The sequence below is a fragment of the Pseudomonas sp. Choline-02u-1 genome, assembly GCF_002836515.1.
Lineage (GTDB): Bacteria > Pseudomonadota > Gammaproteobacteria > Pseudomonadales > Pseudomonadaceae > Aquipseudomonas.
Genome location: NZ_PJBC01000065.1, coordinates 441,855 through 453,908, shown reverse-complemented (window position 1 = coordinate 453,908; position 12,054 = coordinate 441,855). Strand labels below are relative to the sequence as shown.

Annotated in this window: 12 protein-coding genes; 6 read left to right on the top strand and 6 right to left on the bottom strand. The window is 61.2% G+C overall.

Going from position 1 to position 12,054, the window contains the following annotated elements; translation table 11 throughout:
- Window positions 1-127 precede the first annotated feature (127 nt).
- Complete coding sequence (locus CXF97_RS23700) at window positions 128-2,104, top strand: methyl-accepting chemotaxis protein (RefSeq protein ID WP_101161588.1); 1,977 nt, start codon at window positions 128-130, stop codon at window positions 2,102-2,104.
- 195 nt (window positions 2,105-2,299) lie between these two features.
- Window positions 2,300-3,514: an aldose 1-epimerase family protein gene (locus CXF97_RS23695; RefSeq protein WP_101161586.1), complete on the top strand. Its 1,215-nt coding sequence runs from the start codon at window positions 2,300-2,302 to the stop codon at window positions 3,512-3,514.
- On the opposite strand, the gene CXF97_RS23690 is transcribed toward CXF97_RS23695, so the two are convergent.
- Entirely contained in the window at window positions 3,511-5,004 is a 1,494-nt protein-coding gene (locus tag CXF97_RS23690; protein ID WP_101161584.1) for a YifB family Mg chelatase-like AAA ATPase, read from the bottom strand. The genes CXF97_RS23695 and CXF97_RS23690 overlap by 4 nt on opposite strands.
- 305 nt (window positions 5,005-5,309) lie before the next feature.
- Complete coding sequence (locus CXF97_RS23685) at window positions 5,310-5,570, bottom strand: accessory factor UbiK family protein (RefSeq protein WP_016772581.1); 261 nt, start codon at window positions 5,568-5,570, stop codon at window positions 5,310-5,312.
- A 395-nt stretch (window positions 5,571-5,965) separates the two neighbouring features.
- Here CXF97_RS23685 and glnK point away from each other — a divergent pair, with 395 nt between their 5' ends.
- The 4 genes from glnK (at window position 5,966) to sutA (ending at window position 8,746) form a co-directional block, all read left to right on the top strand.
- Window positions 5,966-6,304, top strand: coding sequence for a P-II family nitrogen regulator (gene glnK, locus CXF97_RS23680; RefSeq protein ID WP_002555808.1), 339 nt, complete (start codon window positions 5,966-5,968; stop codon window positions 6,302-6,304).
- Window positions 6,305-6,341: 37 nt separating this feature from the next.
- Window positions 6,342-7,679, top strand: coding sequence for an ammonium transporter (locus tag CXF97_RS23675; RefSeq protein WP_024014776.1), 1,338 nt, complete (start codon window positions 6,342-6,344; stop codon window positions 7,677-7,679).
- A gap of 213 nt (window positions 7,680-7,892) precedes the next feature.
- Entirely contained in the window at window positions 7,893-8,318 is a 426-nt protein-coding gene (locus CXF97_RS23670) for a secondary thiamine-phosphate synthase enzyme YjbQ (protein ID WP_101161582.1), read from the top strand.
- A gap of 101 nt (window positions 8,319-8,419) precedes the next feature.
- On the top strand, window positions 8,420-8,746 hold the full coding sequence (gene sutA / locus CXF97_RS23665) for a transcriptional regulator SutA (protein ID WP_101161580.1): 327 nt from the start codon (window positions 8,420-8,422) through the stop codon (window positions 8,744-8,746).
- Window positions 8,747-8,887: 141 nt separating this feature from the next.
- Here sutA and CXF97_RS23660 read toward each other — a convergent pair whose 3' ends face one another.
- From CXF97_RS23660 to dapF, 4 genes are read right to left on the bottom strand one after another with little or no spacing between them, the layout of a single operon-like run.
- The gene (locus tag CXF97_RS23660) at window positions 8,888-9,586 is read right to left on the bottom strand and encodes an HAD family hydrolase (protein ID WP_101161578.1); all 699 of its coding nucleotides are present in this window, start codon (window positions 9,584-9,586) and stop codon (window positions 8,888-8,890) included.
- The gene (gene xerC, locus CXF97_RS23655) at window positions 9,583-10,482 is read right to left on the bottom strand and encodes a tyrosine recombinase XerC (protein WP_101161576.1); all 900 of its coding nucleotides are present in this window, start codon (window positions 10,480-10,482) and stop codon (window positions 9,583-9,585) included. Before xerC ends, CXF97_RS23660 begins: the two co-directional genes overlap by 4 nt.
- Window positions 10,483-10,484: 2 nt before the next feature.
- On the bottom strand, window positions 10,485-11,210 hold the full coding sequence (locus tag CXF97_RS23650) for a DUF484 family protein (RefSeq protein ID WP_101161574.1): 726 nt from the start codon (window positions 11,208-11,210) through the stop codon (window positions 10,485-10,487).
- Between the two features lie 13 nt (window positions 11,211-11,223).
- Window positions 11,224-12,054, bottom strand: coding sequence for a diaminopimelate epimerase (dapF, locus tag CXF97_RS23645; protein ID WP_016772587.1), 831 nt, complete (start codon window positions 12,052-12,054; stop codon window positions 11,224-11,226).

Here is a 12,054-nt window from a genome sequence, read left to right as displayed (position 1 = left end):
CGGTTTCAGCGCCGACTACGAGCTTGTGGAACCGTCGTGCCGGTTTCGCGCTACCCCAATTATTAGAATATTTTCCGGGCAATTACCGCGATCAGGGAGGATTCGGTGGCTCGGCCAGGAGCTGTTCATGTCTCAACCTCGTGCTCGGATCGCCTCGCAGTTGGGCCTCGCCCTCGCTGTCATACTGGCGATAGTCATCAGCGGCAGTACGGTGTTCGCTTTGCGTTCGCTGGATTCCGCCAACCTCGCCACCCGTGAAGAGCACCTGGCCAGTGAGGCCCGGCTGCTGGCCGACCAGCTCAGTACCTTCCACGGCACGCTGCGCGAAAGCACCCTGCGCCTGAGCGGGCTGTTTGAAAAGCGCTTCGGCAGTGGCCTGAGTGTGCACCCGGACCAACCAGTGACCGTGGCCGGCGTGCAGACCCCGGGCCTGCACCTTGGCAACGAGGTGCTGAACAACAACTTCAAGGAAGTTGACGAGTTCAAGCAGATGACCGCCGGCGTGGCCACGGTATTCGTGCGCAGCGGCGACGATTTCATTCGTGTCAGCACCAACGTCAGCAAACAGGACGGCACCCGTGCCATCGGCACTGTGCTTGATCATGCCAACCCGGCGTACGCCAAGTTGATGGCGGGGCAGAGTTATGTCGGCCGCTCGCTGCTGTTCGAGCGCTACTACATGTCCCAATACACGCCGGTGCGCGACGCGGGCAGCAAGATCATCGCCGTGCTGTACGTCGGTTTCGACTACACCGATGCGCAGAACGCGCAGTTCGCCAATCTCAAGCGCTTCCGCATCGGCCAGACCGGCTCGCTGGCCTTGCTCGACGAGCAGAACAAATGGCTGGTGCCGATTGCCGGCGTCGAAGCACTGGATCAAGCCGTGCCAGCCATCAACAGCCTGGTGAAAACCCCGGGTAAAGGTGAGTTCTGGAGCGACAATGGCGAAGACTTCTACAGCATCGCCGTGCCGTTCGAGGGAGGCCCGTGGTCGGTGGTAGCGAGCATGCCGAAAGCCGAGATCCGCGCGGTGACCTGGAGCGTCGGTACGCAACTGGCGATCGGCAGCCTGCTGGCAATGATGCTCGCGGTCGGTTCTGTGGTCTGGCTGCTGCGCAGCAAACTGGCGCCACTGAGTGATCTGGTACGTCAGGCCGAAGCCTTGGGCGCCGGTGATCTGAGCGTGCGTCTGAACGTCTCGAGCCACGATGAAATCGGTCAGCTGTCCCGCGCGTTCAACCAGATGAGCCAAGCGCTGTCGACCATGGTCGAGCACATCCGCCGTGCCTCGGAAGAGGTCAACAGCCGTGCGCAGGCGCTGTCCGGTTTGTCCGGCGGTGCTTATGAAGGCATGGAGCAGCAGTCGGGCGAAATCACCAGCATGGCCGGCGCTGTAGAAGAGTTCAGCGCGACGTCGCTGAACATCGCCGACAACATGGGCGCGACGCAGCGCCTGGCGCAGGAAAACGCTCAGCAAACGCAGATTGGCCGCAGCTCGATGGAAGAAGCGTCGTCCTCGCTGGAGCAGATCGCTGGTGCGCTGAACAGCACCGCCAGCGTGATCAACACGCTGGGGCAGCGCTCGCAGGAAATCGGCGGCATTGTCGGCGTGATCACCTCGATCGCCGAGCAAACCAACCTGTTGGCGCTCAACGCTGCCATCGAAGCCGCTCGTGCCGGTGAGCAGGGCCGTGGTTTCGCCGTGGTCGCGGACGAAGTGCGCAGCCTTGCCTCGCGTACCCGTCAGGCGACCGATGAAATTTCGAGCATGATCCACAGCATCCAGCAGGAAACCGGCAACGCGATCAGCACCATGGAACAGGGCAACGTGCTGATGCAGGAAGGTCTGTCGCGCAACGCCAATGTCGCCTCGGCGCTGGCGCGGATCGACGAGCAGAGCCGTTCGGCAGGCCAGCAGTTCGCGGCGATCACTACTGCGACTCAGGAGCAGAGCAGCACGGCGACGTTGCTCAGCAGTAATCTGCAGAGCATTGCCTTGGCCAACAGCGAACAGCGTGAGGTTGTTTCGAATCTGGCTGTCACCGCAAAAGAGCTGGAGAAGCTGGCGGCGGATCTGCGTTCCGAGGTTGATCGCTTCCGTTGATGTGGGTTTGAAATAGCTATCGCGAGCGCGCTCGCTCCCCCGACCTTCGGTGCAACTCGCAAATATTGTGAGGGCCCGGAGTCCGTGGGGGAGCGAGCCTGCTCGCGAATGCCTATCTGCGAAGGTCGTTTTGCACTTGCTGAAACGTTTCCGCAGCGCTATAAAAATGGCACAACTCCAATAAAGGCTGCTGCCATGACCCCGCTCAAACTCCTTGTCGCCCTCGGCGCATTCTCCGCTGCTTCCCACGCGATGGCCTGGGACTATGTCCTGCTCGACGCCAATACCCCGGCAAAAAGCTGGACGATCACCAGTGAGCAACTCGGCGTAAAAGCCACCAAACCGTTTTCCGTGACCCTGCGTACCCTGCATGGCGGACGTCAGGAGGGCGTCAGCATTGTCGACATCGATAACGGCACGATGAAGATTTCCGTGGTGCCGACCCGTGGCATGAATGTGCTGCAGGCGTCGGTGGGTGAAGTGCGCATCGGTTGGGATTCGCCGGTCAAGGAGGTGGTCAACCCGGCGTTCATCGAACTCAACGGCCGCGGTGGCCTGGGCTGGCTCGAAGGCTTCAATGAACTCGTCACCCGTTGCGGTTACGAGTGGGTTGGCCATCCCGGCATGGACAACGGTGAGCTGCTGACCCTGCACGGCCGCGCTGCCAACATTCCGGCCAGTACCGTCACTTTGCACATCGACGAGAAGCCGCCGTATGCCATCACGCTGCGTGGCGAGCTCAAAGAGCAGGCCTTCAAGAAGGTCGACTTCTCGGTAGTCACCGAACTGGTCACCGAACCGGGCAGCGCAAGCTTCGCCCTCAACGACACCCTGACCAACAATGGCGACTATCCGAAGGAATATCAGGCGCTGTATCACAGTAACTTCAGCACGCCGTTTCTTGAGCAAGGGGCAAAGTTCGCTGCGCCGGTGAAGCAAGTGTCGCCGTTCAACGACAAGGCCAAAGGTGATCTGCCCGAGTGGCAGACCTATCGCGCGCCAACCAAGGACTACGACGAAACGGTCTACAACGTTGTGCCTTATGCCGATGCCAAGGGCGATACCTTGACCGTGTTGCACAACAAGGCTGGCAGTCTCGGCGTATCCGTTGGCTTCAACACCCGGCAGTTGCCTGTGTTCTCGCTGTGGAAAAACACCGACACCCAAGGGCAGGGCTACGTCACCGGTCTGGAGCCGGGGACCAGTTTTTCCTACAACCGTCGCTATCAGCGGCCGTTGAACCTGGTGCCGACCATTGCGCCGAAAGAACATAAACAGTTCCAGATCAGCTACAGCCTGCTGGCCGACAAAGGTGCGGTCGATAAGGCCTTGCAGCGGGTGACGGCGATTCAGGCTGGGCGCGACACCGAAGTGCGTCAGGCACCGCTGGTTGATCTGACAGAGCATTAAGGCGTCGCCGGCCGGTATTGCAGCGCCTCGGCCAGGTGCTCGCGGGTAATCGCATCGGCCTGCTCAAGATCCGCCAGTGTACGTGCGACCTTGAGCAGGCGATGCGCCGAGCGCAGCGACAGGATCAGTCGCTCGCAGGCCGCCTCCAGCCATTTCTCATCGGCTGTGGATAACGTGCAGTGACGCTTCAATCCGGGCAAATCCAGAAATGCATTGGCACAGGCCTGGCGTTTGTGCTGGCGCTCCCGCGCTTCGGCCACCAACGCCGCAGCGCTGGCGCTGTCCTCGCCGGGCCTGGCTGCCGGATTCAACGCGGTCGCCTCACGCGCTACGGTCAGGTGCAAATCGATCCGGTCCAGCAGCGGCCCCGATAACTTGTTGCGATAGCGCTGGACCATGTCCGGTGTGCACGAGCATTTGCCGCTGGGCTCGCCAAGATATCCACAGGGGCACGGATTCATCGCCGCCACCAGCTGAAACCGGGCAGGGAATCGCACACGGTCCTTGGCTCGAGCGATCACGATATGCCCGGACTCCAATGGCTCGCGCAGCACCTCGAGAACCTTGCGATCAAACTCCGGCAATTCATCAAGAAACAGCACGCCGTGATGGGCGAGGGTGATTTCGCCGGGTTGCGGTTTTGAACTGCCCCCGACCAGCGCTGGCCCGGAAGCCGAGTGGTGCGGTTGGCGGAAGGGGCGTTGCGGCCAGTGAGTCAACGGCACACCGCTGGCGACCGATTGAATCGCTGCCACCTCCAGCGCTTCACATTCGGAAAGCGGCGGCAGCAACCCCGGCAAACGACTGGCCAGCAAGGTCTTGCCGGTTCCCGGTGGCCCGCTGAACAACAAGTTATGCGCCCCGGCTGCGGCAATCAGCAGGGCGCGTTTGGCGGCGGTCTGCCCCTGTACCTCGTTGAGGTCCGGATAAGGCTTGGCGGCATGCATCAAGCCGTTTGATTTGTAAGGCTCGACCGGCGTGTGCCCATTGAAATGCGCCACCGCTTCCAGCAAATGATCGACGGCAAACACCTTGAGGCCCGAGGCCAGGCACGCTTCTTCGGCATTCGCCCGCGGTACCACCAAAGCCCGCCCGGCCTTGCGCGCCGCCAACGCCGCCGGTAGCACGCCACGCACCGGCCTCACCGCGCCGGACAACGCCAGTTCGCCCAGACATTCCACTTCGTCCAGGGTCAGACACGGCACCTGCACACTCGCCGACAGAATCCCCAAGGCAATCGCCAGATCGAAGCGCCCGCCATCCTTGGGCAGATCCGCCGGCGCCAGATTCAAGGTGATCCGCCGGGCCGGAAACTGCAGCCCCGAATTGATGATCGCGCTGCGCACCCGATCCTTGCTTTCCTTCACCGCCGCTTCAGGCAGGCCGACCATGGTCAGCGACGGCAGGCCGTTGGCCAGATGAACTTCGACGGTGACAGCGGGAGCTTCCACCCCTATCTGGGCGCGGCTGTGGACGATGGAGAGGGACATGGTCGTTCCTTGAGCTGAATCGGGGGCCGCTTCCTGCGGGTCTGTTCAAGAGTAGACGTCCACCGTAGGGGAGCTTGAATGGTTTAAGCAGCAAACTTTCTCTGGATGTTGCGCAAGAGGCGTAAGCCACAGGCGAAAAAAAACCGCCTTCAGGCGGTCTTTTTTTGGGGGGTATTCAGGTTCCACCGTCGGCGAGCCAGCCATCGGGCCTCATTTTATTGCCGTTCGTGGCGGCCACATCAAAGCGGATGCGGGTTGAGCTTCTTGCTTCTCCCCTGTCATGAACACCTCGCCCGGTTTCGATGTCACTCGGCGGGTGGATTCAGCTTCGCTTCCATCTCCGCCACCTTCGCTTCAAGACTCTCAAGCCGTGCACGCGTGCGTGCCAACACCACCATCTGACTGTCAAATTCTTCGCGGCTGACCAGATCAAGTTTACTGAACGCACTTTGCAGCAGCATTTTGAACTGGCTTTCGATTTCGGCTTTCGGCAACGGGGTGTCGCCGCTGAACAGGCGGGAGGCGGTGCCGCTCAGGGCGTCGAGGAAGTCTTTGGGCGCGAGCATGGGAAATGTCCTGGAAACAATGGCCGGCAGTGTATCACGCAGTGTCTACAGTCATTTCTCGCTGCAGGGATGCACGCTTTTCGCGCAGAGGGACAGACGGTGGCGCACCGTTGTTGTGCGTATCGACAAAAGCTTTTCTACGCGAGCGCACACAACAAGGGCCAAGAGATTGAAATGCCGGGATTTTGCCGAGCTGGCAAGGTTTCTGCTTAGTCACCCTCGACCCATGCACTGATGCAGTCGCTGTGACGAATGCAGTGCGGCAGACGAAGCGGGGAGTTTCGTCTGATGCGGTTAGCTGGCGTCAACGATGCGTTACAAAGCCAGGCACTGCGCTTAGACTTGAGACGGGTTTGTTTTCCTGGGGCAAGTCCACCAATTCGGGAGAGAGTTTCATGAAGCTAGTCACTGCCATCATCAAGCCGTTCAAGTTGGACGACGTGCGCGAGTCGCTGTCCGAAATCGGCGTGCAGGGCATTACCGTCACTGAAGTCAAAGGCTTCGGCCGGCAGAAGGGTCACACCGAGCTGTATCGCGGCGCGGAATATGTGGTCGATTTTCTGCCCAAGGTGAAAATCGACGTGGCCATCGACGACAAGGATCTGGATCGGGTTATCGAGGCGATAACCAAGGCGGCCAACACCGGCAAGATCGGTGACGGCAAGATCTTCGTGGTCAATCTGGAACAGGCGATCCGCATCCGTACCGGCGAAACCGATACCGACGCGATCTAAGCGCCGCCACAAACCCAACGCCCCAGGAGAAAACAATATGACTCTGCGTAAATTCGCAGGGCTAGGCGCCCTGTTGTCCATCGTAATGCCCGGCATCGCCATGGCGGCAGACGAAGTGGCAGCGCCAGTCCTCAATTCCGGCGACACCGCCTGGATGCTTACCTCGACAGCGCTCGTGCTGTTCATGACCATCCCCGGCCTGGCGCTGTTCTATGGCGGTATGGTTCGCTCGAAAAACATTCTTTCCGTGCTGATGCAGTGCTTCGCCATTACCGGTCTGATCAGCATCCTGTGGGTCATTTATGGCTACAGCATTGCCTTCGATACCACCGGCATGGAGCAGGGCGTCGTCAACTTCAATTCGTTCTTCGGCGGCATGGGCAAGGCGTTCCTCGCCGGTGTCACGCCTTCGAGCATTACCGGCCCGGCGGCGCTGTTCCCTGAGGCGGTGTTCATTACCTTCCAGATGACCTTCGCAATCATCACCCCGGCGCTGATCGTCGGCGCGTTCGCCGAGCGCATGAAGTTCTCCGCGATGCTGATCTTCATGGGCGTCTGGTTCACCTTGGTCTATGCACCGATCGCGCACATGGTCTGGTCCGGTAACGGCGGCCTGATGTGGGATTGGGGCGTGCTCGACTTCGCTGGCGGCACCGTGGTGCACATCAACGCCGGTATTGCCGGTCTGGTCGCGTGCCTGGTACTGGGCAAGCGCAAAGGTTTCCCGACCACACCGATGGCCCCGCACAACCTTGGTTACACGTTGATGGGCGCGGCGATGCTGTGGGTCGGCTGGTTCGGCTTCAACGCCGGTTCCGCTGCAGCCGCCAACGGCACGGCCGGTATGGCCATGCTCGTCACCCAGATCGCCACTGCCGCTGCGGCACTGGGCTGGATGTTTGCCGAGTGGGTCACCCACGGCAAGCCAAGCGCGCTGGGCATTGCCTCGGGTGTGGTTGCCGGTCTTGTGGCGATCACTCCGGCCGCTGGCACCGTTGGCCCGATGGGCGCACTGGTGATCGGTCTGGCCGCAGGCGTGGTGTGCTTCTTCTGCGCGACTACCCTGAAACGCAAACTCGGTTATGACGATTCTCTGGATGCCTTCGGCGTGCACGGTATCGGCGGTATCCTCGGCGCGATCCTCACCGGTGTGTTTGCCGCACCGGCACTGGGCGGCTTTGGCACCGTGACTGATATCGGTGCGCAGGTCTGGATTCAGATCAAAGGCGTCGGCTTCACGGTGATCTACACCGCGATCGTCACCTTCATCATCCTCAAGGTCCTGGACGCGGTCATGGGTCTGCGCGTAACCGAGGAAGAAGAATCGGTCGGCCTCGATCTGGCACAACACAACGAGCGCGGCTACAACCTGTAAGTACACGCGATAAAAACTGCCCGGTTCGCCGGGCATTTTTTTGTCCGGAATTTGTCATTCAAGTAGCGGCTGAAAGGATTTTTCTTACGGCTTTTGTCGTCTTTACAGCGAGGCTTTTTCTGCTGGCAATCGCTGACATCGTTGCTGGAATATTAGGGCCTTTGTTTTTTTTCAGAGCACGCTAGAATGCGCCCCGAACGAGCGGAGAACTGTATGTGGCAACAGACTCTGATAACCCTGCGGGCGAGGCCCCGGGGCTTTCATCTGGTAACTGACGAGTTGCTCGCAAGCTTGCCTGAACTCAAGACCTGTCGGGTCGGTCTGTTGCATTTGTGGCTGCAGCACACGTCGGCGTCGTTGACCATCAACGAGAACGCCGATCCGGCAGTTCGTCGCGACTTCGAACGATTTTTCAATCGCCTGATCCCACAAGGAACAGACGGCTACGAGCACAACGACGAAGGCCTGGACGACCTCCCGGCGCACTTCAAGGCCAGCGTGCTGGGTTGCCAGATCAGTCTGCCGGTTTCGGCGGGGCGGCTGGCACTGGGTACCTGGCAAGGGATTTATCTGGGCGAGCACCGTGATCATGGCGGTGCCCGTAAAGTCCTCGCCACCTTGCACGGTGAACAGGCATGAGCCACTGCCCGGCAGCGGCGCAAGATTTTTCAACGGCGGCTTCGACAGTCGCCAAAGCTGGTCTATAACTAATCTGCTTTTGGCAAGTCATGAGGTAGAACATGAGCGACGATGATCTGGAAAACGACGACCTCGAAGTAGGCGACGAAGACGAGGCCGAGGAAGGCCTGGAAGCGGCAGCGGAAGACGTTGCCGAAGACGATGGCGGTGACGACACGCCGGCGCCGGCTGCCAAAGGCAAAGCCAAGGCGGCGGTATCGGTCGACGAGTTGCCGAGCATCGAAGCCAAGAACAAGGAGCGTGACGCCTTGGCCAGGGCCATGGAAGAATTCCTTGCGCGCGGCGGCAAGGTTCAGGAAGTGGAGGCCAACGTGGTCGCCGATCCGCCGAAGAAGCCGGACAACAAGTACGGCAGCCGCCCTATCTGAGGCGCGTCGCTCGCTTGCTGAAAAAGCCCGCCGTCGCTGCGGGCTTTTTCATGCCCCATGAAACAGCAAAAGATCGCAGCCTTCGGCAGCTCTACAGGGAAACGCCTACCAAGGCAGGCGCTGCCGAAGGCTGCGATCTTTTCAACGGTTCCAGCGTGCGAGCACGGCTGGCAGTTCCGTGAGGCTGCGAATCTCCGCATCCGGCAGGCGCTCTGCTTCCCAGACTTTGCCCGTCGGGTTGAACCACACCGCGCGCAATCCCGCCTGCTGCGCCCCGGCAATGTCATCGCCGGGATGATCGCCGACATGCACCGCCGCTTCGGCGCTGACGCCGCCACGCTGCAAGGCTTCGTGAAACAGCCGCGCATCCGGTTTGGCGATGCCGATATCTTCAGCGCACAAGGCAAACTTGAAGAAATCTGCCAGCCCCAACCGGCGTACATCGGCATTGCCGTTGGTGACCACGCCGAGGGCGTAGTGATTGGCGAGCAGCTCCAGCAACGGCTCGACTTCGGGGAACACCTCGATCTGATGCCGCGCATGCAAAAACACTTCAAAAGCCTTGTCAGCCAGCTCTGACGCCTCGCCGTGGGCATACCCGGCTTCTTCCAGCGCATGGAACAGCACACGTCGACGCAGCGCGCTGATGCGGTGCTTGAGGCCCGGTTCGCCCGTCAGCACTCGCTCGCGAATCGACCACAAATGCTCCACCGGCACCGCGCCCAGGTTCGACGCATGTTCGCTCAACCATTCGCGCAACACGGTTTCGGCGCTGGCGATCACCGGGGCGGTGTCCCACAGGGTGTCGTCGAGGTCGAAGGTGATCAACTGAATGCTCATGAATCATCGCCTTTCATGCGTTTGGCCCGGGGATGGGCGCTGTCGTAGACCGCCGCCAGATGCTGGAAGTCGAGGTGTGTGTAGATCTGCGTGGTTTTGATATCGGAGTGGCCGAGCAATTCCTGCACCGCGCGCAGGTCCTGTGAAGACTCCAGCAAATGGCTGGCGAACGAGTGCCGCAGCATGTGCGGATGCAGGTTCTGCCCCAGTTCGCGCTCGCCAGCGAGTTTGACCCGCACCTGAATCGCACGCGGGCCAAGGCGCCGTCCTTGCTGGCTGACAAAAACCGCGTCATCGGCAGGATTGGTCATGGCGCGCAGCGGTAGCCACTGTTCAAGGGCTTCGCGGGCCTTGGTGCCAACCGGCAGCAGGCGGGTCTTGCTGCCCTTGCCGAGCACCTGAACCATGCCGTCGGCCAGATCGAGTTGATCGAGATTGAGCCCGGTCAGCTCGGACAGACGCAGGCCAGAGGAATAGAACAGCTCGAGAATCGCCTGATCGCGCTGGGCGAGAAAGTCGTCCTCGACCGCACCTTCCAACAATTGCAGGGCGCGGTCGGTGTCGAGGGTTTTCGGCAGGCGTCGTTCGCCTTTCGGCGGGGCCAGACCGGTGGCCGGATCGTGGTCGCACAAGCCTTCGCGATTCAAATAATGATAGAGCCCACGCACCGCTGAGAGCAGGCGGGCGAGGCTGCGCGAGGACTGGCCTTGTGCATGCAATCGGGCGACCAGGCTGCGCAGGCGCTGGATATCCAGCGCGGCCCAACTGCCGATGTTCTGCTTGATGCACCAGCCGAGGACTTTATCGAGGTCGCGACGATAAGCCGACAGGGTGTGCGGCGACACCTGTCGCTCACTGCGCAGATGTTCGCAGTAAGCGTCCAGTTGTCGTTCCATGGTCAGCGTACCGAGCGCAGCGAACTGTTGACCCGTGGCAGCACACGGCCCATGACCTCGGCGATATAGCTGAGAAACAGGGTGCCAACCGAACTCTTGTAGTGCTGCGGGTCGCGGCTGGCGATCGCCAGAATGCCGTGAATGCCCTGATGGCTGACGGCAACCACGGCGGTCGAGCCGATCTGCTGGCGCTGTTCTTCACCGAAAAGGAAATCCAGCTCATGTTCACGCAGGCTGCCGCTGACGCTTTTGCCTTCGGTAAGCAGGCCGCCGATCGCGGTTTGCGCATCGGCGTGGGTCACCCAGCGGCCGACCGGTGCAGGGTTGTCGCCGAGCAGAATCAGGCTGACAAACGGCACCTGGAAATCCTGACGCAGGCTGTCCTCAACGCTGATGACCACATCTTCCAAAGTCGACGCATCCATCAGCGCGAGGATCAGGCGCCGGGTCTTTTCGAACAGGCGATCGTTGTCGCGGGCCACATCCATCAGATGCGAAAGGCGATGGCGCATCTCGATGTTGCGGTCGCGCAGGATCGTCATCTGCCGCTCGACCAGTGAAACGGTGTCGCCGCGTCGGTGCGGAATGCGCAGCGACGCCAGCAGCTCTTCGTGCTCGACGAAGAAGTCCGGATGAGCCTCCAGGTAGGCGGCAACCGCGGCTGCCTCGAGGCTCTCGGACGCTGATTCGTCGGCTGGTCGGGCGGGTACCTGTGGCTTGTCGGTCATGATTTCTGCTCGCTCAAAGACGCACTTGTCCTTCGTATACACGCACTGCCGGACCGGTCATCAACACCGGTTCGCCCGGGCCGGCCCACTCGATGGACAGACGCCCGCCGGGCAGGTCGATCAACAGCGGCGAATCCATCCACCCCTGACTGATGGCAGCTACCGCCGCCGCACAGGCGCCGGTGCCGCAGGCCTGGGTTTCCCCGGCGCCGCGCTCCCACACGCGCAGTTGCGCGCGGTGGCGGTCGATGACCTGAAGGAAGCCGACATTGACCCGCGCCGGGAAGCGCGGATGGTGTTCGATCTTCGGCCCCAGTTCATGCACCGGCGCACTGTTGATGTCATCCACGCGAATGACCGCGTGGGGATTGCCCATCGACACGGCGGCCAGTTCGACCGTGGTGCCATCGACGTCCAGCGAATAGCTGCTGGCCTGGGCTGGCGCCTGGAATGGAATGTCCGCTGGCACCAGGCGCGGCGCGCCCATGTTCACGCCGATCTGGCCGTCGTTACGCACGTCCAGCTCGATGATGCCGCCCTTGGTCTCGACGCGGATCTGCCGTTTTGCAGTCAGACGCTTGTCGAGTACAAAGCGGGCGAAGCAGCGCGCACCGTTGCCGCATTGCTCCACTTCCGAACCGTCGGAATTGAAGATGCGGTAGCGGAAATCCACGTCCGGGTTGCTCGGCGCTTCGACGATCAGCAACTGGTCGAAACCGATGCCGGTGTGGCGATCGCCCCATTGCTTGGCGTGTTTGGGCTGAATGTGCGCGTGCTGGCTGACCAGGTCGAGGACCATGAAGTCGTTGCCCAGGCCGTGCATTTTGGTAAAACGCAGCAGCAT

Excerpts from the sequence above, each read along its gene's own strand:
- CXF97_RS23700 (WP_101161588.1), top strand. The coding sequence starts at position 128 with ATGTCTCAACCTCGTGCTCGGATCGCCTCGCAGTTGGGCCTCGCCCTC.
- CXF97_RS23695 (WP_101161586.1), top strand. The coding sequence starts at position 2,300 with ATGACCCCGCTCAAACTCCTTGTCGCCCTCGGCGCATTCTCCGCTGCT.
- CXF97_RS23690 (WP_101161584.1), bottom strand. The coding sequence starts at position 5,004 with ATGTCCCTCTCCATCGTCCACAGCCGCGCCCAGATAGGGGTGGAAGCT.
- CXF97_RS23685 (WP_016772581.1), bottom strand. The coding sequence starts at position 5,570 with ATGCTCGCGCCCAAAGACTTCCTCGACGCCCTGAGCGGCACCGCCTCC.
- glnK (WP_002555808.1), top strand. The coding sequence starts at position 5,966 with ATGAAGCTAGTCACTGCCATCATCAAGCCGTTCAAGTTGGACGACGTG.
- CXF97_RS23675 (WP_024014776.1), top strand. The coding sequence starts at position 6,342 with ATGACTCTGCGTAAATTCGCAGGGCTAGGCGCCCTGTTGTCCATCGTA.
- CXF97_RS23670 (WP_101161582.1), top strand. The coding sequence starts at position 7,893 with ATGTGGCAACAGACTCTGATAACCCTGCGGGCGAGGCCCCGGGGCTTT.
- sutA (WP_101161580.1), top strand. The coding sequence starts at position 8,420 with ATGAGCGACGATGATCTGGAAAACGACGACCTCGAAGTAGGCGACGAA.
- CXF97_RS23660 (WP_101161578.1), bottom strand. The coding sequence starts at position 9,586 with ATGAGCATTCAGTTGATCACCTTCGACCTCGACGACACCCTGTGGGAC.
- xerC (WP_101161576.1), bottom strand. The coding sequence starts at position 10,482 with ATGGAACGACAACTGGACGCTTACTGCGAACATCTGCGCAGTGAGCGA.
- CXF97_RS23650 (WP_101161574.1), bottom strand. The coding sequence starts at position 11,210 with ATGACCGACAAGCCACAGGTACCCGCCCGACCAGCCGACGAATCAGCG.
- dapF (WP_016772587.1), bottom strand. The coding sequence starts at position 12,054 with ATGCTGCTGCGTTTTACCAAAATGCACGGCCTGGGCAACGACTTCATG.